21 protein-coding genes are annotated in these 22689 nt (G+C 69.8%); 12 read left to right on the top strand and 9 right to left on the bottom strand.

The annotated features are described in order from the left end of the window. The first annotated feature begins 26 nt into the window (after nt 1-26). Both U0R18_RS01970 and U0R18_RS01975 read left to right on the top strand, forming a co-directional pair. Complete coding sequence (locus U0R18_RS01970; protein WP_526365409.1) at nt 27-1214, top strand: acyltransferase family protein; 1188 nt, start codon at nt 27-29, stop codon at nt 1212-1214. After that, complete coding sequence (locus tag U0R18_RS01975) at nt 1214-1909, top strand: Rv0518 family GDSL lipase (RefSeq protein ID WP_526367365.1); 696 nt, start codon at nt 1214-1216, stop codon at nt 1907-1909. The genes U0R18_RS01970 and U0R18_RS01975 overlap by 1 nt, the downstream gene beginning before the upstream one ends. A 13-nt stretch (nt 1910-1922) precedes the next feature. Here U0R18_RS01975 and U0R18_RS01980 read toward each other — a convergent pair whose 3' ends face one another. From U0R18_RS01980 to U0R18_RS02005, 6 genes are all read right to left on the bottom strand, one after another. Beyond that, nucleotides 1923-3290, bottom strand: a complete 1368-nt coding sequence (locus U0R18_RS01980; protein WP_526365411.1) for a carbamate kinase — start codon at nt 3288-3290, stop codon at nt 1923-1925. Then, the gene (locus U0R18_RS01985; RefSeq protein WP_526365413.1) at nt 3287-4690 is read right to left on the bottom strand and encodes an oxamate carbamoyltransferase subunit AllG family protein; all 1404 of its coding nucleotides are present in this window, start codon (nt 4688-4690) and stop codon (nt 3287-3289) included. Before U0R18_RS01985 ends, U0R18_RS01980 begins: the two co-directional genes overlap by 4 nt. After that, a complete protein-coding gene (gene fdrA / locus U0R18_RS01990; RefSeq protein WP_526365415.1) occupies nt 4687-6231 on the bottom strand; it encodes an acyl-CoA synthetase FdrA in 1545 nt (514 codons plus the stop codon). The genes U0R18_RS01985 and fdrA overlap by 4 nt, the downstream gene beginning before the upstream one ends. Then, nucleotides 6228-6887 (bottom strand): cysteine hydrolase family protein, encoded by a 660-nt coding sequence (locus U0R18_RS01995; protein WP_526365417.1) that lies wholly within the window; start codon nt 6885-6887, stop codon nt 6228-6230. Before U0R18_RS01995 ends, fdrA begins: the two co-directional genes overlap by 4 nt. A 237-nt stretch (nt 6888-7124) precedes the next feature. Further along, nucleotides 7125-9341 carry a catalase/peroxidase HPI gene (gene katG / locus U0R18_RS02000; protein ID WP_526365419.1) on the bottom strand — a complete coding sequence of 739 codons (2217 nt, stop codon included), beginning with the start codon at nt 9339-9341 and terminating at the stop codon, nt 7125-7127. 48 nt (nt 9342-9389) lie between these two features. Beyond that, a complete protein-coding gene (locus tag U0R18_RS02005) occupies nt 9390-9854 on the bottom strand; it encodes a Fur family transcriptional regulator (protein ID WP_526365421.1) in 465 nt (154 codons plus the stop codon). 87 nt (nt 9855-9941) lie between these two features. Between U0R18_RS02005 and U0R18_RS02010 the strand changes: the two genes are divergently transcribed. Continuing rightward, nucleotides 9942-10235: a Dabb family protein gene (locus tag U0R18_RS02010; protein ID WP_526365423.1), complete on the top strand. Its 294-nt coding sequence runs from the start codon at nt 9942-9944 to the stop codon at nt 10233-10235. 13 nt (nt 10236-10248) lie between these two features. On the opposite strand, the gene U0R18_RS02015 is transcribed toward U0R18_RS02010, so the two are convergent. Beyond that, a complete protein-coding gene (locus U0R18_RS02015; RefSeq protein ID WP_526365425.1) occupies nt 10249-10986 on the bottom strand; it encodes an alpha/beta fold hydrolase in 738 nt (245 codons plus the stop codon). A gap of 83 nt (nt 10987-11069) precedes the next feature. Between U0R18_RS02015 and U0R18_RS02020 the strand changes: the two genes are divergently transcribed. From U0R18_RS02020 to U0R18_RS02060, 9 genes are all read left to right on the top strand, one after another. Then, complete coding sequence (locus U0R18_RS02020) at nt 11070-11531, top strand: hypothetical protein (RefSeq protein WP_526365427.1); 462 nt, start codon at nt 11070-11072, stop codon at nt 11529-11531. Between the two features lie 95 nt (nt 11532-11626). Then, on the top strand, nt 11627-12598 hold the full coding sequence (locus tag U0R18_RS02025) for an o-succinylbenzoate synthase (RefSeq protein ID WP_526365429.1): 972 nt from the start codon (nt 11627-11629) through the stop codon (nt 12596-12598). A gap of 21 nt (nt 12599-12619) precedes the next feature. Beyond that, on the top strand, nt 12620-13549 hold the full coding sequence (locus U0R18_RS02030; RefSeq protein WP_526365431.1) for a zinc-dependent alcohol dehydrogenase: 930 nt from the start codon (nt 12620-12622) through the stop codon (nt 13547-13549). Nucleotides 13550-13575: 26 nt separating this feature from the next. Then, on the top strand, nt 13576-14358 hold the full coding sequence (locus U0R18_RS02035; protein WP_526365433.1) for a hypothetical protein: 783 nt from the start codon (nt 13576-13578) through the stop codon (nt 14356-14358). Nucleotides 14359-14701: 343 nt separating this feature from the next. Then, on the top strand, nt 14702-15328 hold the full coding sequence (gene ripD / locus U0R18_RS02040; protein WP_526365435.1) for an NlpC/P60 family peptidoglycan-binding protein RipD: 627 nt from the start codon (nt 14702-14704) through the stop codon (nt 15326-15328). A gap of 56 nt (nt 15329-15384) precedes the next feature. Then, nucleotides 15385-15879 (top strand): thiol peroxidase, encoded by a 495-nt coding sequence (gene tpx / locus U0R18_RS02045; RefSeq protein WP_526365437.1) that lies wholly within the window; start codon nt 15385-15387, stop codon nt 15877-15879. A 47-nt stretch (nt 15880-15926) separates the two neighbouring features. Further along, nucleotides 15927-16943: an NADP-dependent oxidoreductase gene (locus U0R18_RS02050; RefSeq protein WP_526365439.1), complete on the top strand. Its 1017-nt coding sequence runs from the start codon at nt 15927-15929 to the stop codon at nt 16941-16943. 41 nt (nt 16944-16984) lie between these two features. Continuing rightward, complete coding sequence (locus U0R18_RS02055; RefSeq protein WP_526365441.1) at nt 16985-18802, top strand: fatty acyl-AMP ligase; 1818 nt, start codon at nt 16985-16987, stop codon at nt 18800-18802. Nucleotides 18803-18901: 99 nt separating this feature from the next. After that, a complete protein-coding gene (locus U0R18_RS02060) occupies nt 18902-20344 on the top strand; it encodes a hypothetical protein (protein WP_526365443.1) in 1443 nt (480 codons plus the stop codon). A gap of 1 nt (nt 20345) precedes the next feature. Here the strand turns inward: U0R18_RS02060 and U0R18_RS02065 are convergent, their stop codons facing one another. Together U0R18_RS02065 and U0R18_RS02070 are read right to left on the bottom strand one after the other, a co-directional pair. Further along, a complete protein-coding gene (locus tag U0R18_RS02065) occupies nt 20346-21896 on the bottom strand; it encodes a class I adenylate-forming enzyme family protein (RefSeq protein WP_526365445.1) in 1551 nt (516 codons plus the stop codon). Beyond that, the gene (locus U0R18_RS02070; RefSeq protein WP_526365447.1) at nt 21893-22666 is read right to left on the bottom strand and encodes an enoyl-CoA hydratase/isomerase family protein; all 774 of its coding nucleotides are present in this window, start codon (nt 22664-22666) and stop codon (nt 21893-21895) included. The genes U0R18_RS02065 and U0R18_RS02070 overlap by 4 nt, the downstream gene beginning before the upstream one ends. Nucleotides 22667-22689: the final 23 nt, after the last annotated feature.

Raw genomic sequence — 22689 nt, forward strand, 5'->3', positions numbered from 1 at the left:
TCGGAAGTGGTCGTCAGGAAGAGTCTGTGCGCAGCGGAGAGATCAAGGCCCTCACCGGGCTTCGCATCTTCGCGGCACTGTGGGTCGTGTTGTTCCACTTCCGGCCCCTGCTGCACGAGGCCGCGCCCGCATTCGCCTCGGCCGTCGCGCCGCTGCTCAACGCCGGCGCACAGGGCGTCGACCTGTTCTTCATCCTGAGTGGTTTCGTGTTGACCTGGAACTACCTGGACACCATGGGGCAGTCGTGGTCGCTGCGCGGCACAGTCCGGTTCCTGTGGCTGCGCCTGGCCCGGGTCTGGCCCGTCTACCTGGTGACGCTGCACCTGGCCGCGCTGTGGGTGGTGTTCACCTTCTACGTCGGCCATATCCCGACCGAGGACACCAGCGCCTTCAACGCCGTCAGCTACATCCGGCAGCTGTTCATGGTGCAGTTGTGGTTCCAGCCGTTCTTCGACGGTTCCAGCTGGGACGGTCCGGCCTGGTCGATCAGCGCCGAATGGCTGGCGTACCTGCTGTTCGGCGTGCTGATCATGGTGATCTTCCGGCTGGCGCAGGTCACCCGGGCGCGCGGCCTGATGCTGCTGGCCCTGGCGGCGTCGCTGCCGCCCGTCCTCCTGCTGCTGATCAGCGGGCACTTCTACACCCCGTGGAGCTGGCTGCCACGGATCCTGATGCAGTTCACCGCGGGAGCGCTGGCCTGCGCCGCGGTCCGCCGGCTGCGCCCGTCCCACCAGACGCGCGTGCTGGCCGGCGTCGCCGCCGCGGCCATCGTCGCCGCGTCCGTGAGCCTCCTCTATGTTCTGGACGCCCACCCGCTGCACGATGTGATCGACAGCGGCGGGGTGGTGGACCTGCTGTTCATGCCGTTGGTGGTGGCACTGGCCATCGGCGTCGGGACGCTGCCGCGGCTGCTGGCCACCCGCGCGATCGTCTACGGCGGTCAGATCTCGTTCTGCCTGTACATGCTCCACGAGTTGGTCCACACCAGCTGGAACTGGGCGGCCCGGCAGTTCGACCTGACGCTGACCGGCGGGCCGGGCAAGCTGATCGTGGCCGGCCTGTTCGCGCTGTGCCTACTGGCGGCGGCGCTGCTCTACCACGTGGTGGAGGAGCCGGCCCGGAAGTGGTTGCGCCGCATGCTCGACGCGCGCCCGCCGACGGACGACCCCTCCGGCGCGATACGGCCGGATCGACGGAAGGCGGCGGTGCGGTGATGCGCACACTCCTGCGCGCGACGGCCCTCTGGGCGCTGACCATGCTGACGGCGCTGACGGTGCTCGTCACCCCGGCGGCGTGGGGCGCGCCGGCGGCGTCGACGGCGCCCGCCAGTCGGATCGCGGTGATCGGTGATTCCTACACCACCGGCAGCACCGAGGGTGGGGTGGGGCCCAGCGGCTGGGCGCCCCGGGTCTGGCAGATGCTGGCGACCCAGGGCTTCAACGTGACACCGGAGGTGTCGGCCGAAGGCGGTGCCGGATACGCGATCCGCGGCAACCACGGCAGCCTGTTCGGTGACCTGACGCCCCGCGCCGTCCGGCCCGACGACGCGTTGGTGGTGTTCTTCGGATCCCGCAACGACGCACCGGCCGACCCGAATGTGGTCGCGGCCAATGCGGCGGTGGCGTTCGCGCAGGCGCGACGGACCGCACCGGGGGCGAAGCTGTTGGTGATCGGGCCGCCGTGGACGGGTGCCGACGTGCCGCCGGCGGTGTTGCGGATCCGCGACGCACTGCGCGCGCAGGCCGTGTCGCACGGTGCGACGTTCTACGATCCGCTGATCGCCGGGTGGTTCTTCGGTACGCCGTGGCTCATCGGTCACGACGGTGTGCATCCGACCGACGCCGGACACGCGTTCCTGGCCGACCGCATCGCACCGTTGATCGCCGCCCAGCTCTCCCGGCCCGTCTGACGCCGGGATCAGCTCACGAAGGTAGGCCGCGCGTCGCCGCGTACGATCGCCAGCCGCCGAATGTCGTTATCTCCGAATGGTTCTCGACCAGGGCGGGCTCGCCGATCACGCCGAGGACAACTGACCCGTCGGCCAGGGCGACCTTGCCGATGGACAGACCGGCCGGCTCGCCCAGCAGGATCCCGGCCAGCCCGGGCCGCGGCACCGACCAGACCTCGACCGCCACCGCGACGCCCGAGCCGTCGGTCACCCGGACCATCGCGGGGTGCTCGTCGGCGATGCTCCACAGCCGGTAGACCGGCTCGGTGACCGTCTCCCGCACGAACACCGCGCCCGCCTCCACCAGATTCGGGTTCAACTCCAGGCCGCGCATCAGGGTGCCGTTGACCGCCAGCAGCACGGTGTCGTCACCGACGGGGCCGGGGTCCGCCACGATGCGCGTGCCCGAGGTGCCGTCGAGGATCTGGGCGATCTCGGCGGCCGAGCCGATCACGCCGGCGGCGTGCGGGGTCCGTTCGACGAAGTCGGCGACGGCGGCGACCTTCGGTTCCATCGATCCCTTGCCGAATTCGCCTGCGGCGATGAGGTTCCGGGCCTCGGCGACGGTGAGCCGGTCCAGCCACTTCTCGGCGGGAGTGCCGAACCCGACCGCGACGCGGGACACCGCGGTGGGGATCAGCAGCAGATCGGCGCCGAGTTCGTGCGCCAGCAGGCCCGAGGCCAGATCCTTGTCGACGACGGCTTCGAGGCCCGAGACGGTGCCGTCGGCTTCGACCACCACCGGAATTCCGCCCCCGCCCGCCGCGACGACGATGGCGCCGGCGGCCAACAACTGCCGGATCGAGTCGGTCTCGAGGATCGCGGTGGGAACGGGGGAGGGCACCGTGCGGCGCCAGCCGCGCCCGGCGTCCTCGGTGATGGTCCAGCCGTGTTCGGCGGCCATGGTCCGGGCGGTTTCTTCGGGCATGAACGAACCGACCGGTTTGGTGGGGTTCGCGAAGGCCGGGTCGTCGCGGTCGACGACGGACTGCGTGACGACGGCGACGACGGGCCGCGAGATGCCACGCCGGATCATCTCGTTGTGCAGCGCCTTGACGAACATGTACCCGATGGCGCCCTGGGTGTCGGCGACGGCGTAGTCCACCGGCACCGGATCCACCTCGGACTGCGCGATCTCCGAACGCCGCAGGATGAACCCGACCTGCGGCCCATTGCCGTGCGACACCACCAGTCCCCAGCCCTGTTCGACCAGCTCCAGCAGCGGTGGAACGGTGTTGGCGACGGTCTCGTACTGGTCCGGGATGCTGTCGTGCTCGGCATCGGTGACCAGTGCGTTGCCGCCGAAGGCGACCACGGCGATCCTGGGGCCGGCCGTTCTCATCGAAGTTCTCCCGCCAGCGCCGTGACGGCGCCCTCGAAGCACGCCATCGGCGCCGTGGTGATACCGGCGCCGATCTGACCGACGCCGGCCTGTTTGTGTGCGATCCCGGTATTGATGATGGGCAATACACCGGAGTCCACGACCGCGCGGGCGTCGATCCCGGCGGGGGTGCCGCCGAAGTTCAGCTGCGGCAGGGTGAATGCCGGGTTGGTGCCCAGCGTGATGCCCAGCATCCGGCGGCTGTTGGCGGTCGCGTCCGCCGGTGTGCCGCCGACGAACTGGACGATGGCCGGCGAGGCGGCCATCGCGAAGCCGCCGAGGCCGTTGGTCTCGGTGATCGCCGAGTCACCCAGGTCGGCGGCCGCGTCGTCCACCGAGTAGCCCGGGAAGTACAGGCCGTCAACCGGATTGGCGGGGGCCTGGAACCATCGCTCGCCGGTCCCGGACAGCCGGATGCCGAAGTTGACGCCGTTGCGCGCCATCACGGTCACCAGGCTGCTGCCCGTCACCCCGGCCGCCGCATCGGTCATCGACTTGCAGGCCGCCATCGACACATTGAGGAAGAAATGGTCGTTGCCGGCGATGAAACCCAGCGCGCGGGTCACCGCGCCGGTCGGCAGACCGGAATCCAGCAGTGCCAGGGTGAGGCGTTTGAACAGCAGACCGGACGCCGCCGCGTTCCGATTGTGCAGTTCGTCGCCCATGTGCAGCGCCTGGGCCATCAAGGGTTTCAGATCGTGGTCGGCCATGGCACGCACCGCGGTCTGCAGCACGGTGTGGAACTCACCGCCCAGCCAGCGCAGCCGGTCGAGCACGTCGTCGGAGTTGGCGCCGAAGCGCAGCACCTTGCCCAGGCCCTCGTTGAGGTTGCAGAACGCGCGGTTGCCCATGGCGGCGTTCTCCACCACCCACACCGGCATCGACGGGCTGATGATGCCGGCCATCGGGCCGACCGCCCCGTGCTCATGACACGGCTCGAGCACGACCGCGCCCGAGGCCGCGAGGGCTTCGGCGCCCGCCAGGTCGTCGGCCCAGCCCTCGTAGCGGATCGCCCCGGCGATCGCGCCGCGCTGCGGGCCGCACATGTCGTGCCAGCCGATCGGCGGGCCCGAGTGCAGGATGCGCCGTTCGGTCAGCGCCGGGATCGCGTCGCGGGCGGGCACCACATCGAGCAGGCGCGGTTGGGCGGCCAGGTAGCGGTCGTAGGCGGTCCGATTGGCCTCCTCGACCCGCGGGTCGCCGATCAGGGTGGCCAGTGTCCAGCCGAGTTCGGCGTCGGCGCCCGCGGGTGGTGCCCAGTCCAGTTGGGTGGCGGAGCCGCCGGCGGCGGTGATGTTGTCGGCGAAGCTCGATAGCCCGACGTTGACCACCTCGAGGTCCCGGGTGAACAGGCTCTTCACGCGGTGACTCCGGCTCGTTGGGCGATCAGGGTGGCCGACCAGGTGGCCGCTTCGGCGTTACTGGATGCGACCAGCACGCCGGCGGATTCCAGGCGGGCCACCACCTGATCACGGTTCTGCGGATCCAGGTCGGTGCCGCACACGTAGCCGATGAACACCACGTGCGTATCGCGCGCCGCGGTCAGCACCGGCAGCAGTCCGGCGATCGGATCGACCGCCGACCCGTAGCCGAGCACGACGTCGAAGAGCACCACGGCGGTGTCCGGGTCGGCGGCTTCGGCGCGAATTCTGCTGTCCCGCAACGACGGATCGATCATCGGATGGGGACGGCCCTGGGTGAACTCGTCATCGCCCATGTCGATGATGGTGTTCTCGACGCTGGCGGCGATATCGGCCAACGCGGTGTTGCCGTCCACCGGGGTGTTGGAGTGCGCGGTGATGCCGGCGGCGCGGTGCACCAGCTGGGCCTCGAAACAGAAGGTGCCGCCGGAGAAGATACCCCGCACATACTGCTGTGCGTCGGTCAGTCGGCTGGCCTTGTCGCGCAACAGTTTCCGGATCTCATCCGGGATCGGGACGTCGTCACGGCCGGGGTTGCCGCCGGCTGCCAGCGTGACCGCCATATCGGCCGCCTGGGCCAGGTCAACCGCGCCGTAGACGCCCTTGCCGTCGATCGCGGCCGGGTCGGCGCCCAGGAAGATCACCACCACCGGCTTGGCGCTGGCCGCGGCCGCGGCCAGGACCTTCGCCGCCACCGCCGGGGCCGGCGGTTTGGACACCAGAACGATGACGTCCGTGCCCGGATCGCCGTCCAGCGCGGCCAGTCCGTGCAGCATCGAGATCCCGCCGATGGTCTCGGCCAGATCGTGTCCGCCGGTGCCCAGTGCCTGCGAGACACCCGAACCACCCTGGTGGATGCGGACCGTCACCTCCTGGGTGCCGGTGCCCGAGGCGCCCACGACGCCGATCGGCCCTCGTCGTACCACGTTGGCGAATCCGAGCGGTATGCCGTTGACGATCGAGGTTCCGCAGTCCGGGCCCATCACCATCAGATCGGCCTGCGCGGCATAGGTCTTGATGGCGAGTTCGGCTGCGGGGGAGACGTTGTCGGAGAACACCATGACGTCCATGCCCAGCCGGAGGGCCTTCATGGCTTCGGCCGCGGCGTAGTCGCCCGGCACCGAGATCAGGGCGAGATCGAGATCGCCGTTGCGCGCCCTGGCCATCGCGATGCTCGTCGGTGCCATGTCCGCCACGGCCCCGTCGGCGTTGGCCGGGGCGGCCGAGAGCAGGGTGTCGGCCAGTTCCAGTGCCTGGGCACACGCGTCCGGGTCGCCCCTGACGGCAACGACGAGGTCGTTGGGCCGGACCTCGAACTCGCCCAGCCCGGCGGCCGCGAGATTCTCGACGTTGGCGGCCGAGGCCATCACCACCGATCCGGCCTCGATGCCGTCCAGTCCGGTGACGCGGGCCGTCACCGCCATCAACGACACCGAGTCCTTGTACAGATTCGGGTACTGCCGGGAACTGGCGCGGGTCATGCGGTGGCCGCGATGAACTTCTCGGAGTCCGACACCCAGCCGAAAATGGCGCCCTGCGCCTTGATCATCTCCAGGGCGACGCGCTGGAACTCCGGGAAGTACGACGCCACACCGTCTTCGAGGACCACACAGCGGTAGCCGCGGTCGTTGGCCTCGCGCACGGTGGTGTGGACGCAGACCTCGGTGGTCACGCCGCAGACCACGAGCGTCTTGATGCCCCGGTTCTGCAGGATGTCCTCGAGGTCGGTGGCGTAGAAACTGCCCTTGCCGGGTTTGTCGATCACCGGTTCCCCGTCGATGGGGTAGAGGTCCTCGATGATGTCGTGGCCCTTCTCGCCGCGGACGAGGATCCGTCCCATCGGTCCGTCCTCGCCGATGAACGTCTTGCCGCCGCGGGTCAGTTTGGCCGGCGGGCAGTCCGACAGATCGGGCCGGTGGCCCTCACGGGTGTGGATGACGAACATCCCGATCTCGCGGGCCCGGTCGAGCACCCGGCCGATCGGACCGACGGCGGCCAGGAGCAGAGACGTGTCGTTGCCGAGCTTCTCGCCGAACCCGCCGGGCAGGACGAAGTCCCGTTGCATGTCGATGATGAGCAGCGCGGTGGTGGCCGGATCGAAGTCGAGCGGAAACGGTTCGGCGTCGATGGTCGCCACGGGCCCCGCCTCCAAGTCCGCCCCGCGCCGCACGGAGCCATCTGCGCCGAGATTACGCCGCCACCTGCCGCGGCGCGCTCCGAAAGCACCGCCGCCCCCGGCGGGATCTGTTCAGCGCACGGACACGAAATGCGAGTAGGAGCCGCAGCTCGTGCTGGACAGATCGGACGAGGACAGCACGACGCCCCGCGAGCGGTGTGGCTCGCGGGGCGTCGTTACCTGGTTACTTCGGTCGCGCTACTTCTTCACGTCGAAGCGGTCGGCGTCCATCACCTTGGTCCAAGCGGCGACGAAGTCCTTGACGAACTTCTCCTTGGCGTCGTCCTCGGCGTAGACCTCGGCCCACGAGCGCAACTGCGAGTTCGACCCGAGCAGCAGGTCGACCCGGCTGGCGGTGAACTTGTCGGCGCTGGTAGCGCGGTCCTTGCCCACGTAGGTGCCGTCGTCGGCCGGGGACGGGACCCACTTGACGCCCATATCCGTCAGGTTGACGAAATAGTCGGTCGTCAGCGCGCCCGGCTTGTCGGTCAGCACACCGAGCTTGCTGCCGCCGTGGTTGGTGTCGAGCACCCGCAGGCCGCCGAGCAGCACCACCGTCTCCGGGCCCGTCAGATTCAGCTGGTTGGCCCGGTCGATGAGCTGATACTCCGGCGGAATCGACAGGCCCTTGCCCGCGTAGTTGCGGAAGCCGTCTGCCTTGGGCTCCAGGTAGGAGAACGACTCGACGTCCGTCTGCTCCTGGGTGGCATCGCCGCGCCCGCCCGTGAACGGCACCTCGATACCGAAACCGGCTGCCTTGGCAGCCTTTTCGACGCCGACGTTACCGGCCAGCACTACGGTGTCGGCGAACGACAGGCCGGAGCTCTCAGCGATGCTCTCCAGCGTGCGGATCGCCTGCGCCAACTCGTCGGGCTCGTTGACCTCCCAGCCCAGCTGCGGCTGCAGCCGGATGCGGCCACCGTTGGCACCGCCGCGCATATCGCTGTTGCGATAGGACGAAGCGGACTTCCACGCGGTCGAAACCAGCTGGGAGACAGTCAGACCCGAGTCGGCGATCGCGGCCTTGGCCTTCGCGACAGCGTCAGCCGACGGTGTGGTGCCGGCAGGGACGATGTCCTGCCACTCCCACGTCTGCTTCGGCACCAGCGGGCCGAGGTAGCGGACGACCGGGCCCATGTCGCGGTGCATCAGCTTGAACCAGGCCTTGGCGTACTCCTCGGCCAGCTCCTCCGGATGATCGAGCCAGCGGCGGGTGATCGGACCGTAGATGGGGTCCAGCCGCATCGACAGGTCGGTGGTCAGCATCGACGGATGCGTCCGGCCGCTGCCCTGCGCCGTCGGCACCGAGTTGGCCCAGCCGTTGTCCTTGGGCCGCCACTGGTTGGCGCCGCCTGGGCTCTTGAACAGCTCCCACTCATTGCTGTAGAGGATCTCCAGGAAGCTGTTGTCCCACTTGGTCGGGGTGTGCGTCCAGGTGACCTCGAGGCCGCTGGTGAAAGTGTCGTTGCCGACACCGGTGCCGTTGGCGTTGGCCCAGCCCAGACCCATCGCCTCCAGTGGCGCGGCCTCCGGTTCGACCCCGATCAGGTCGGGATCGCCGTTGCCGTGGGTCTTGCCGAAGGTGTGGCCACCGACGATCAGCGCGGCGGTCTCGACGTCGTTCATCGCCATCCGGCCGAAGGTCTCGCGGATGTCGATTGCCGCGGCGATCGGATCCGGATTACCTTCGGGGCCTTCGGGATTGACGTAGATCAGGCCCATGGTGGTGGCACCCAGCGGGTTCTCCAGCTTGGTCCGGTCGCTTGCGCCGGCGTAGCGCTCCTGGGTCCCCAGCCATTCGGCTTCGGCGCCCCAGTAGATGTCCTCCTCGGGCTCCCAGAAGTCCGGACGGCCGAACGCGAAACCGGCGGTCTTGAAGCCCATGTGCTCCATGGCCCGGTTGCCCGCATAGGCGATCAGGTCGGCCCACGAGATCTTCTTGCCGTACTTCTTCTTCAGCGGCCAGAGCAGGCGACGGGCCTTGTCCAGGCTGACGTTGTCCGGCCAGCTGTTCAGCGGCGCGAACCGCTGCATGCCGCGACCGGCGCCACCGCGGCCGTCGGACACCCGGTAGGTGCCGGCGGCATGCCAGGACATCCGGACGAACAGCGGGCCGTAGTGGCCGAAGTCGGCGGGCCACCAGTCCTGCGAATCCGTCAGCAGGGCGTCGAAATCGCGTTCGAACGCCTCGAAGTCGAGTGTCTGGACGGCCTCGCGGTAGTCGTAACCCTCGTCCTGCGGGTTGATGGCTTCCGGATTCTTCTGCAGGATCTTCAGGTTGACCGCATTCGGCCACCAGTCGCGGTTGCTACCACCCTCGACTGGCGGCTTGATCCGCATCGGGCACGCGCTCTCGGCCGGCTCGGTCTGAGCTTCGCCCATCGGGGGGGTTGTCTCAGCGTGTTCCTCAGGCACTGCATTTCCTTTCGGGAGTGGTGAATTGGGCTGTGATCACGGGTGTGATCAGGAAAACTCTTCTGCGGCAGAGGATTTCGACTCCTCGGACGCAGAGCAATTGGGGCACAGCCCCCAGTAGATGACCTCGGCCTCGTCGAGCAGGAATCCCTCGACGGCCGTCGGTTCGGGAGTCAGGCACGGGGTGTCGCCGACCGCGCAGTCCACGTCGTTGATCACCCCGCAGCAGCGGCAGACGACGTGGTGGTGGTTGTCGCCGACGCGTGATTCGTAGCGGGCCACCGAGCCCGACGGCTGGATCCGGCGTACGAGCCCGACGGCGGTCAGGGCGTTGAGGACGTCGTAGACGGTCTGCCTCGAGACGTCGGCCAGGCCGCCGCGGACGGCGGCGAAAATAGTCTCGGTGTCGGCGTGGGGATGGTCGTGGACGGCTTCGAGAACCGCGACGCGTGGCCGGGTGACACGAAGATCGGCGCTACGCAGCCGCTCGACGTACTCCTGGTTCGACCCCACCTGAACACTAGTACTCCCTTTTTCTGGACTGAGTCAAGAGTTTGACCGAATCCGCAGGCAGAGGGCGTGTCCTGTTACGGTGCGCCGGTGATCCGAAACGTCGTCATGATCCAGTTGAAGCCCGAGCCCGACCTCACTCTGGTCGCCGAGATCCAGGACATCTTCCGGAACCTGAACTATCCGGGCACCGTGGATTTCACCCTGGGGGACGACCTCGGGTTGCGCGACGGCAACTGGAGCTTCGCGATCGTCTCCGACCACGTGGATGCCGACGCCTACCGGGCGTACGACCGCGACGAGGCGCACAACGCGGCCCGCGCGCGGCTGGCGCCGATGATCGCGCAGGCCGCCCGCGTGCAGTTCGAGCTCCCGGACGCCTGACACCCCGCGGGACTCAGTCGATCGAGTTCCAGAATTCCGACAGCACGGCCGCGCTGTTGGCCGGATCCTCGATCATCCAGTAATGGCCCAGCCCCTCGAGCACGGCCGTGCGGGCGCCGGCGCGGTCGGCGGCGCGGCGACGGATCTCGTCCGATCCGACGAAGGTGTCGGCGGGGCACAACACCGACAGGCCGGGCCGGGCCGCGGCATTCTCCAGCCGACCGACATCGGCCGGCCGGGGCGCCGACCGATACAGAGCCAGGATCGCCCGGCCCATCTCGGGACCGTGGGCACGCCACACGTCTGCGGCGATGTCCGCCGTCATACCCATCGTGGCGATCTGGGCGACCCAGTCCTCGAGGGGCGTCGCCATCATCGCGTCGACCAGTTGTTCACCGTCCCCGGGTGTCTGCCAGATCTGGGCCAGGTCATGCCAGACGTAATCGGGGTCGTACAGACCGATCACATCGGTGACCCAACTGCGCACCAACTCGGGCCGGTGCATCATCACGTTGACCACGTGGCCACCACCCCAGTCATGGCCCACCAGGTCGATGGGGCCGTCGATGGCCGCGAGTTCACCCTCGAGCCAGTCGCGGTAGTCCACGTAGGTGGCCGGGAAATCGGCGGGCAGGGGCGCGCCGAAACCGGGCGGGGACAACCGGACGACATCCGGTCGTCCCAGCGCATCCGCCAGGGGGCCCCAGATCGCATCGGTTTCCGGGTTGCCATGAACCAGTACGACCGTCATGGCAGAGAGCTTTCCACGGTCCGTTTCATCGCCGGATAGCGCGGGTATGCGGGGCGGGCCCAACAATTGAGAGCGAGAGCCTGATGAAAACCAATGCCAGGACAGCACTGGCGCTCTTCGGCGGGACGGCCGCGGTTGTACTCGCGGTCGGCTGCAGTAGCAGCGACAGCACTGGACCGACAACCACCACGACACCGGTCGAAACGACCATGACCGGCGAGACCACCACCACGGAAATGAGCCCCACGACATCTCCGACGATGCCGGGAACGGGCACCGAAGCTCCGACCGGCACGGGTGAGGTCACCGTCCCGGGTGGGCCCACCGGCGGCGGCGGACCCGAGGGCGGCGGCGGGTCGATACCCGGCGGTCCGACCGGTAGCGGCGGACCCGGCGGTGGCGGCGGCGAGATCCCCGGCGGACCCACCGGTAGCGGCGGACCCGGAGGCGGTAGCGGAAGCATTCCCGGCGTCGGCAGCGGCGGCGGGGGCCCGGGTGGCGGGGGCGGCTGCATCAACGGCGTCGGCTGCGTGACCGTCCCCTGAGCGGTTGAGTCCGATCAGCCGGAGCCGGTGGGGAAACCCGCCGGCTTCCGCTGGTTGTCCGGCTCCTTCCGGATGCTGGGCTAACGTCGCATTCTGTGCAGGCCCTGATCGACTTCGACCGCGCCCCGGTTTTCGCGATACCGGCGACGGCCGATTCGGGGGCCGCGGTGGTCCGCGAGGGCATGCTCCTCGAGGGTCCGCAGGGCTGGGGTGAGTTCAGTCCGGCCGTCGACGCCAACCCCGCGGTGCTGGGGCGCTGGCTGACCGCGGCCGTCGAAGGCGGAACGGTGGGGTGGCCCGATCCGGTGCGCGGACGGGTCCCGGTGGCGGTCCGGGTGCCGGCCGTCGATGCCGTCCGCGCGCACCGAGCGGTCATCGATTCCGGCTGCGCCGCCGCCGACGTCGTGGTCGGGTTCGGACCGCTGGCCGACGACATTGCGCGCGTGGCGGCCGTCCGCGATGCCGTCGGTCCTACGGGAGGGGTTCGGTGTGACGCCGGAGGCCGATGGAATGTCGACGACGCGGTGACGGCCATCGAGGCGCTCGACCGTGCGGCCGGCGGACTCCAGTACATCGAACAGCCTTGTGGCACAACCGAAGAGCTGGCTGCGGTGCGGCGGCGCGTGGACGTGCCGGTGGCTGTCGACGAGTCCCTGCGGAACGCGGCGGATCCCAGCGGTCTCGAGCTCGCCGGGGTGGCCGATGTCGCCGTGTTGTCGTTCGGCCCGATGGGCGGTGCGCGGCGGGCCCTGCGGATCGCCGAGGCGTGCGGATTGCCGTGCGTGGTGACCTCCACCGGTGAGACCAGCATCGGACTGGCCGGCGCGGTGGCGCTGGCCGGGGTGCTGCCCGAGTTGCCCTACGCCTGCGGACTGGGTAGCCGCGGGCTGTTTGCCGGTGATGTTGTGCCCCAAGGGCGTTGGCTGATCCCCGTCGACGGCCACCTGCCGGTCGCACCGATGCCGCCGGGACCCGACCCCGGTCTGGTGGAGCGTTTCGCCCTCGCGGATCCGGACCGGGTGACATGGTGGCGGCAGCGGCTGTCGGCCGCGCAGACCCGGGCCTAGCGACGGAAGCGGGAGAACGCCATGCGGGCGGTGCATTCGGTGGACGGATCGGCGACCGTGGTCGACGCGCCCGTTCCGGTGTCCGAATGGCCGGTGGTTCAGGTCGCCGCGGCGGGGATCTGCGGCAGCGACCTCGGGCTGCTGCGGTTCGGCCTGCCGGTGACCCTCGGTCATGAGATCGCCGGAACCCTGGACGGCAGGACGGTCTGTATCGAGCCGACCATCGCCTGCGGGCAATGCGATCAATGTGCGGCGGGCGCAACGCAGCGCTGCCGGGGCCCCGCGCCGCGCGGAATGCTCGGCCTGGACCACGACGGCGGGATGGCCGAGCGCGTCGCCGTCCCACCGGACTGCCTGCTGGAACTACCGGCGGGCCTGGCGGTGACCGATGCGTCGCTCGTGGAGCCGATGGCGGTGTGCTGGCACGCATTTCGACGGGTGTCCGCGACGGCGGGGGAACGCGTCCTGGTGGTCGGTGGCGGCTCGATCGGACTCCTTGCGGTGGCCGCTGCCCGTGCGCTGGGTCTGGATGTCGACCTCGCGGCCCGCCACCCGCATCAGATCGCCGCAGGGGAGCGGCTGGGCGCCGGCCAACCGAACGGCCCGTACGACATCGCCGTCGAAGCGGCGGGCACCGGGCCGGCCCTGCAGCAGTGCGTCGACGCGGTTGCCCCGGGCGGGCGGATCGCGATGGTGGGCGTGAACACCGGGACGTGGGCCGTTCCCGGCCTGCCGCTGATGATGAACGAACTCACCATCGCGGGCAGCTACTGCTACGGACGTGGCCGTGGGGGCCGGGAGTTCGCCGAGGCCGCGACGGCCCTGGCGGCGGATCCCGAGATCGCGGCCGCCGTGATCACCCACCGTTTCCCGCTGGCGGACGCGGCGTCGGCGTTCCGGGTCGCCGCCGACCGGTCGGCGGGGGCGATCAAGGTGGTGCTGCACCCCTGAACCGGCCCGCCATACACTGACCGATCGTGGGCATCCTGTTTGGCTTCGCGCCGTGGCTGGTCTATTGGATCCTGGTCGGCAACGTCCCGTTCCTGACCGCCGTCCTGATCGCGCTGACCACCGCCGTCGCGTGCCTGGTGATCGGGCGGGCCAGCGGGAAACCGGGTGCCGCCCTGCAGATCGGGGCGGTGGCCACCTTCGGGGTGTTGACCGTGCTGACCTTCGTGCTGGACCAGTCGGTGATGGAACGCTGGATGCAGCCGCTGAGCAACCTCGGCATCCTGCTGGTGGCGCTGGGCGGTGTGCTGACCGGCCGCCCGTTCATCCGCGAGTTCGCCGAGGAGGGTCAGCCGACCGACGTGATCAACAGCGATCTGTTCGCACGGATCACCAACCGCCTGACGTGGATCTGGGTCGCGGTGTTCGCCGGAATGACGGTGTCTTCGGCCATCCCGCCGCTGGTCCAGGGTGATGCCACGATCCTCGACACCCGCACCCCGCTGTCGTTCGTCTTCTACTGGGTCATCCCGATCGCGCTGCTGGCCGTCGGCGCCCTGGCGTCGAAGGTCTTGCCGGACCGGATGACGGCCGGGCTCGGTGACGCCGAGCGCAGAACCACCTTCGTCGCGTACAGCGAGGCCGCGATCGACGAGCTCTACTACCTGGCCACCGAGCACGCCAACAAGGAGGTCGGGGCGGGCAAGGAGGCCTACAACGTGAAGGTCGGGGCCAAGGGCGTGCCCCTCGTGGGTGACGAATCCCGGCAGTCGTGGCCGTCGACGTACAAGGTGCGCGACAAGAAGCGCTAGTCGAGTCGACCGATGCCGCCGCGGCACGCGGCGGAGGAGGAGCGAGACAGTCGGGCACAGTCGAGTCGACCGATGCCGCCGCGGCACGCGGCGGAGGAGGAGCGAGACAGTCGGGCACAGTCGAGTCGACCGATGCCGCCGCGGCACGCGGCGGCGCTTGCGCGGCAACCCATTTCACGTCCTCCGGTAACGGGCTGCCACCGGGGCGGTCACGGTACGACAACAGATCCGAAACCCCTGCCACCAGATTTGGTGGCCCATTCGGCGTTGTTGTACAAGTGGTAGTAGTGACTGTTGTGGCGTATCTGATTGATTCGCGCCGTGACGAGAAAGGTGGACGGACATGACACGGATCAGCAAGGTCGCGGCGGCCGCACTGGCCCTGGTCGTGTTGGTGGCACCCGCGTCGATGAACGTCGGCACCGCCGCTGCCGCCCCCTGGACCGGGACCCGCGCACAGGCCATCCAGTTCGTGATCCAGCGAGCCCTGTCCCAGCGCGGGGTGCCCTATTCGTACGGTGGCGGCAACGTCGACGGAGCCAGCCCCGGCTCGGGTTCCGGCGATGACGCGGCGCCGGTCGACCTGAGCGCGGCCCAGACCACGGATCCGCTGAATCCCGCACCGGTGCCTGTCTTCGGGCAGCTGCCCCCGTTGGCCGCGCCCGTAGTGCCCGCGCCCAAACCGAAGGTGGTCGGCTTCGACTCGTCCGGTTTGATCGTGTACGCCTTCGCCGGGGTCGGCATCAAGATGCCGCGGTCGTCGGGCGAGCAGTACAAGGTCGGCCGCAAGGTGCTGCCCTCGCAGGCGCTGCCCGGTGACCTGATCTTCTGGGGCCCCGAGGGCAGCCAGAGCGTCGCGTTGTTCATCGGCAACGGGCAGATGGTCGAGTCCACGCCGCCGGCGGTGACGGTGTCGAAGGTGCGCACCGACGGGATGGCCCCGTACCTGGTGCGCATGATCGACCAGTAACCGCGCCGGGCGACCCTGACCGCCCGCCACCGCGTCGCGCCTGACACACTGTGCGCATGGCACAGATAACCTTGCGCGGAAATGCGATCAACACCCTCGGCGAGCTGCCCGCGGTCGGCACCCCGGCTCCGGCGTTCACCCTCACCGGTACCGATCTCGGCACCGTCAGCAACGAGCAGTTCCAGGGTAAGGCGCTGCTGCTCAACATCTTTCCCTCGATCGACACCCCGGTCTGTGCCACCAGCGTGCGCACCTTCAACGAGCGCGCCGCGGCCGGCGGGGCCACCGTCGTGAACGTGTCGAACGACCTGCCGTTCGCGCAGAAGCGATTCTGCGGTGCCGAGGGCATCGAGAACGTCACCACCGCGTCGGCCTTCCGGGACAGCTTCGGCAAGGATTACGGGATCACCATCACCGACGGTCCGATGGCCGGTCTGCTGGGCCGCGCCGTCGTGGTGGTCGGTGCCGACGGCAACGTCGCCTACACCGAGCTGGTGCCCGAGATCGCGCAGGAGCCCGACTACGACGCGGCCCTCGCGGCGCTGGGGTAGATCGATCTGGCCCGAAGGTGCCTGTGCGTCAGGTAGTTTCGGGCTTCGTGACGCAGCGAACCAACCGCCGGATAGTGCTGCGGCGCCGGCCCACGGGTCTGGTCGCCCCCGATGACGTCGAGCTGGTCGAGGGGCCGGCGCCGGACCTGCAGGACGGTGAGGCGCTGGTGCGCACCACCTACATCGGGATGGACGCCGCGGCGCGGACCTGGCTGGACGACCAGCCCGGGTATCTGCCGCCCGTCCAGCTCGGCGAAGTCATCCGCGGCGCCGGCATCGGCGAGGTCGTCGAATCGCGCTGCCCCGCGTACGCCGTCGGCGACGTGGTGACAACGCTGACCGGGTTCCAGGAGTACGTCGTGGTGCGCGACGACCTGTTCTGCACGCCGGTGGCCCCGGGGTTGGGCCAACTGGCCGCGATGTCGGTGTACGGCCCGACCGGCGCCACCGCCTACTTCGGCATGTCCGGCATCGGCAAGCCGCAACCGGGCGAGACCGTCGTGGTGTCGGCGGCGGCCGGTGCCACCGGATCCGTCGCCGGCCAGATCGCCAAGATCGCCGGGGCACGGGTGGTCGGCATTGCCGGGGGAGCGACCAAGTGCGCCTTCGTCGTCGACACGTTCGGATTCGATGCGTGCATCGACTACAAGCGGGGCGAACTGGCCGCCGATCTGAAGGCGCACTGCCCCAAGGGCGTCGACGTCTACTTCGACAACGTCGGCGGACCCGTGCTGAACGCGGTGCTGGGCCGGCTGGCGTCCCGGGCGCGGGTGGTGCTCTGCGGTGTCATCTCGAGCTACCTCACCGGCGACCATCCGGGTCCTTCGAACTACGTGAACCTGCTCTCCCGGACCGCCCTCATGCAGGGCTTCAACGCGCTGGACGAGTGGAGCCGGTTCGAGGAGGCCTACGCGGCCCTGAACGGCTGGGAGGACCAGGGCCTGCTGGTGCATCACGAGACCGTGTTCGACGGACTCGAGTCGTGTGTCGAAGCGCTCAACGGGCTGTTCACCGGCGCGAACATCGGCAAGATGCTGGTAAAGGTGAGCGACCCCACGAGTTGAGTTGATGCCCAGGCCAATTGGGGCCTCCTAGACTTGATTCCATGGTCGGCGCCGGGCAGCACACCGTTCCCTCCGGACTGCTGCGCATCGAGGATTGCCTGGACGCCCGCGGCGGAATCGTCCTACCGCCCGGCACCACGCTGATCTCCCTGATCGAGCGGAACATCGCCAGCGTGGCCGACGCGGTGGCCTACCGATATCTGGACCACAGTGGATCGGGGGAGCCACACGTCGTCGAACTGACCTGGGCTGAACTCGGCCTTCGTCTGCGCGCCGTCGGCGCCCGGATCCAGGAACTCGCCGGCCGCGGCGAGCGGGTCGCCATCCTGGCCCCGCAAGGTCTCGAATACGTCGCCGGGTTCTTCGCCGCCATCAAGGCGGGCACCATCGCGGTCCCACTCTTCGCCCCCGAGTTGCCCGGCCACACCGCCCGCCTCGAGGTCGCGCTCGCCGACGCCCGTCCGTCGGTGGTGCTGACCACGGCGGCGGCGCGCGGGCGGGTCAATGAGTTCCTGAGCGCCCACGCCGGTGCGGGCAACCCGCACGTGATCGTCATCGACGAGGTGCCCGACGACGCCGGAATCGCGTTCGCTCCGACGGAACTCGACGTGGACGACGTCTCGCACCTGCAATACACCGGTGGTGCGACGCGACCGCCGGTGGGCGTCGAGATCACCCACCGCGCGGTCGGTTTCAATCTGCTGCAGATGATCCTGTCGATCGACATGCTCGACCGGAATACCCACGGTGTCAGTTGGCTGCCGCTGTACCACGACATGGGTCTGTCGATGATCGGGTTCCCGACGGTGTACGGGGGCCACTCCACCCTGATGTCGCCGACCGCGTTCATCCGCCGGCCACAGCGCTGGATCGACGCACTGGCCGCCGGTTCCCGCGACGCCCGGGTGGTGACGGCCGCACCGAACTTCGCCTACGAGTGGACCGCGCAGCGCGGCGTGCCCGCGGCGGGCAGCGATATCGACCTCAGCAGGGTGGTCATGATCATCGGCTCCGAGCCGGTCAGCGTCGGCGCCATCACCGCGTTCAACACCGCCTTCGGCCCGTTCGGCCTGCCGCCGACGGCCATCAAACCGTCCTATGGCATCGCCGAGGCCACCTTGCTGGTGGCGACCAGCGAGACGCCGTCGGTGCCGAGGGTGACCTACGTGGATCGCACCGCGCTGTCCGAAGGCCGGGTCGTCGCGGTGGCGGCCGACGCGCCGGAGGGACTACCGCAGGTTTCGTGCGGTCGGGTGGCGCGCAGCCAATGGGCCGTCGTCGTCGATCCGGACACCGCCGCCGAGCTGCCCGACGGACGTGTCGGTGAGATCTGGCTGCAGGGCCGCAACATCGGCCGCGGCTACTGGGGCCGCGCGGAGGAGAGCCGCCGGACGTTCGGGGCCCGCCTGGGCCCGGTGCTCCCGGCCGGCGGGCACTCGGCGGGTTCGGACCCCGCCGGCGACTGGTTGCGCACCGGCGATCTGGGCTTCTACCGGGACGGTGAGCTGTACGTCACCGGCCGGTTGGCCGACCTGATCGTGATCGGGGGGTGTGCCCATTACCCGCAGGACATCGAGGCCACGGTGGCCGACGCCGCGACGCTGGTCCGGCGAGGGTACGTGGTGGCCCACGCGGCTCCCGGCGCCGACGCGGTCACCATCGTGGCGGAGCGGGCCGCGGGTACGGCGCGCGCGGACGTGCAGGCCGCGATCGACGAGATCCGCGCTCTGGTGAGCAGCCGGCATGGGGTGGCCGTGGCCGACGTGCAGGTGCTGTCCGCGGGAGGCATTCCCCGCACCACCAGCGGCAAGCTGGCCCGATGGGCCTGCGCGGGGCGCGGCCGAGATGCCGCCGTGTGACCGTTCTCTCCGTTGCGGTGTTTGACAATCACCTGGGCCGACCAGCATATTTGACATTGCTGTGATCGCTATCACGGTGCAATCCCAGACCTTTTGAAGGTGTCTCGGAGCAGTGAGGAGACGGCCATTTCGACGCGATTTCGTCTTGCTCTGGGCGCCTCTGTCCTCACAACCGGGCTGACTCTCGGCGGTGCGTTCGGCGCCGCCATCGCCTCGGCCGACCCTGGCGACGCCTCGCCCGGCGGCGGGACGACCACGTCTTCGGGTTCTTCGGACACCCCGGGCACCGGTACTGCTTCGTCGTCGTCCGCCGGCACAGCGGGCCGTACCGGCACCGGGCCGTCGCTGGACAAGGCGATCCGCGACGCGGTCCGCGCCTTCACCGGGGGTCTGGGCTCCCAGCATCGCAAGTCGGCACAGACCGCCGCCGACGAGGCCGCGGACCAGGCCGCAGCCGACGATGCGGCCGATGCCGCCAGTGCGGCCGACCCCGTCGAGAGCACCGCCGACCAGTCCGCGGCGACGGAATCCTCGCCGGCCGCGGGGGTCACGCCGGTTCCTACGACGGACGCCACGACGGCCGTCACCGATGCCGCACCGTCGACCGCCCCCGCAACACCGACCGCGCAGCCTGCCGCCCAGACTTCCACGGGGGGATCGTCCGCGACGACACCGCCCATCGCCGCGGAGGGCTCGTCCGCCCCGGCCGACACGCTCCCGACCGCCGAATCGGTGACCGCACCGGTCGATCCGACGCTCGCATCGTTGCTGCAGCCCACCACGGCGGCGCTGACCGCGGCCACCAACTTCGTCGTCGCCGTCGGCGACACCGTCATCTCGCTACCGGCGCTGCTCGCAGCGCTACCGACATCATCGACACCCGTCGCCGACGTCATCACGTACCTGCAGGCCAGCCTGACGTCCATGGGCGGGGCGCTGATCCCGCTGGTGTCGCTGCCCAGCGAGGTGGCCAACGCGGTGCTGTCGCTGACCGCGAATCTGCCGGACGCGGTCGCCTCGCCGGTCTCGGCGGGCCCCGCAACGGGCTACCTGCCCGGCGCCGGACTCGACGTGCCGCGCGCGCCGGTCACGCCGACGAATGTCGGCGGCGATCCCTCGCCGCGGAATCCGGTCACCTTCGCGTTGCGCGGCGGGTTCGCAGCGGCGCCGCCCGTGACCGGCCCGGCTCGACCGGCAACGGCACCCGCGGCGTCGGCACCGGAATCGCACAGCAACACGCCGCTCCTGATCACTGGCGCCCTGGCCGCGCTGCTCCTCTCGGCGTCACTGTGGGCGTTGTTCGCCGCGGCGCTCCCGGGTCTGGGCGGCCTGGCCGCATTCAGCGCCACCGGCATGCGGATCGGCTATCGCCAGGCCAAGGCGGGCACCGCGCTGTACCGCAGTGACCTGGCCCGGTTCGCCCCGCGGGGCCCGATCGGGGTGGTGCGTTCGGATTCGCTGGTGTCGGTGCACCGGCGCCGTGGCGGCACCGACGAGCAGCCCGCGAAGCCGCATCTGCGGCTCGTCGACACAGCGGCCTGAGTTACCCCAGCGTTCCGTCGGCGATCAACGCGCGCAACGTCTTTCGGTCCAGCTTCCCGCTCGGCAACGTCGGGATGTCCGTGCTCGAGATGAGTACCCAGCGCGTCGGAACCTTGTAGGACGACAGCCGATCCCGGGTGTGGACGGCCACCGCCTCGAGATCCAGGTGTTCGGCCGCCGGCACGATCACCGCGCAGACCTCCTCGCCGCGCTCGGCGTGATCGATCCCCAGGACAACGCACTGCGCGATGTCCTCGCGTTCGGTCAGCACCGCCTCTACCTCCAGCGGTGACACGTTGGCACCCGCGCTCTTGATCAGCTCGGTGGTGCGCCCGACATAGAACAGTCGCGGGTCGTCGGGGCGCCGGTACACCCGGTCGCCGGTGTGATACCAACCGTCGGCGTCGAACGTCTCCCAGCGCTCCCGCTTGTTGTACCCGGCCATCACGCCGATGCCGCGGATCCACAGCTCGCCGACGGTCCCGTCGGCAACCGGCCGACCATCGTCGTCGACGATCCGCATATCCGTGTGCACGAACCCGCCGGCGGTCTCGGACATGGTGCGGTGCACCGGGTATCCGTCGGGCACATCAGTCATCGCGATGTCCAGCGGCCCATCGCGCAACGTCGGCACGCTGCTGAGATCGCGCCGGGCGAAGCTCGGGTGTTCGCGCAACTGCTGGGTGAACGCCGGCCAGCCGATCACCCCGGTGGCCCGCTCCGTCTCGATCAGGTCCAGTGCGGTGCCGGCGTCCAGGCGCGCCAGCACCAGCAGGGTGATCGGTTCGTGCAGCGCACCCATCGCGGCCAGCACCCCGCCGACCCAGAAGAACGGCATGGCACACAGCACGGTGGCGGGGCCGTCGCTCCCGGTGACGGCGCGGATGGCCGCCGGCCATGTCGAGGTCTGGCGCACCAGCGTGCCGTGGGTGTGCAGCACCCCTTTGGGGTCGGCCGTCGAGCCCGAGGTGTGGATCATGATCGCCAGGTCGGCGGGGGAGACCTCGGCCTCGGCGGCCGCCAGCAATTGCGGGCTCACCAGAATTTCCGGGTCGTCGGGCCGCGTGGGTGTTGCCCAGCTCCGTTCGGTGCCGCCGGTCAGGACGATGCGCCGCAGATACGGGGCCGCGGTGACCGCGAGGGTGTCGCCGACCTGGCCGGTCAACTCGGGCAGCGCTGCTTCGAGGCGGTCGGCCACGTCGAAGTCGAGGATCCGGCTCGGTGCCACGAGGACACCCACATCGGCCAGCCGCAGCACCTTGGCGATCTCGGCCGGCCGGTACATCGTGCTCAGCGGCACCACGACGGCACCGATGCGCGACGCCGCCAGCCACCACACCACCCAGTCGACGCCGTTGGGGAAGAACAACCCGACCCGGGCACCCTTGCCGACGCCGACCCGCAACAGCCAGCGGGCGGCGTCCGCAGACCGGGCGTCCGCCTCGGCATAGGTGACCTGACCACCGGGTTCGACCACGTAGGTGTGCGAACCGGCCTGTTCGACGGCCCGGCGCAGCAGGGCGGGGACGGTCGGGGAGTCCGGCGCGGTCACCGGCCGCGCCAGTCCGGTTCGCGCTTCTCGCGCCAGGCCTGCAGACCTTCCGCGACGTCGTCGGTGGCGCCGGCCACCTTGCGCATCACCTCGCCGAAGCGGACCGATTCGATCCAGCCCATGTCGGCGGTGCGCCACGCGACCTCCTTGGTGGCCCGCTGGGCCAGGGGAGCGGCCCGGGTGAGCACCTCGGCCCAGGCGTGGGCCTGCGACTGCAGCTCATCGGGCTCGGCCAGCCGCCACACCAGGCCGACCTCGACGGCGCGCTGGGCGCTCATCGGCTCGCCGGTCAGCAGGAGTTCCATCGCGTTGGCCCAGCCGATGCGCCGCGGCAGCCGGATCGCGCCGACGATCGTCGGGACGCCGAGCCGGACCTCGGGATAGGAAAAGGTGGCGGCCGGGGTGGCGATGACGAAGTCGCAGAACAGGACGCCGGTCAGGCCGTAGCCCACGCACGGGCCGTGCACCGCGGCGATGGTGGGTTTGAAGAGTTCCATGCCCGATTCGAAGCTGTTGATCGTCGGCTTTTCCCAGAACGTGCCGGCGAACGTTCCGACCGATCCGGCACCGTCCTTCAGATCGCCCCCGGCGCAGTACACGTCGCCGTTGGCGGTCAGGATCCCCACCCAGGCGTCCTCGTCGCCGCGGAACCGCTCCCAGGCCGCGTTGAGGTCGTCGCGCAGTGCGCCGTTGATGGCGTTGCGGGCCTCGGGCCGGTTCAGTGTGATCGTCGCGATGTGGTTGTCGACCTCGTAGGTGACGAGACTCATGGCAGCAGCCTAGGAGCCCGGCA

This window comes from Mycobacterium sp. (assembly GCF_046330795.1).
GTDB lineage: Bacteria > Actinomycetota > Actinomycetes > Mycobacteriales > Mycobacteriaceae > Mycobacterium.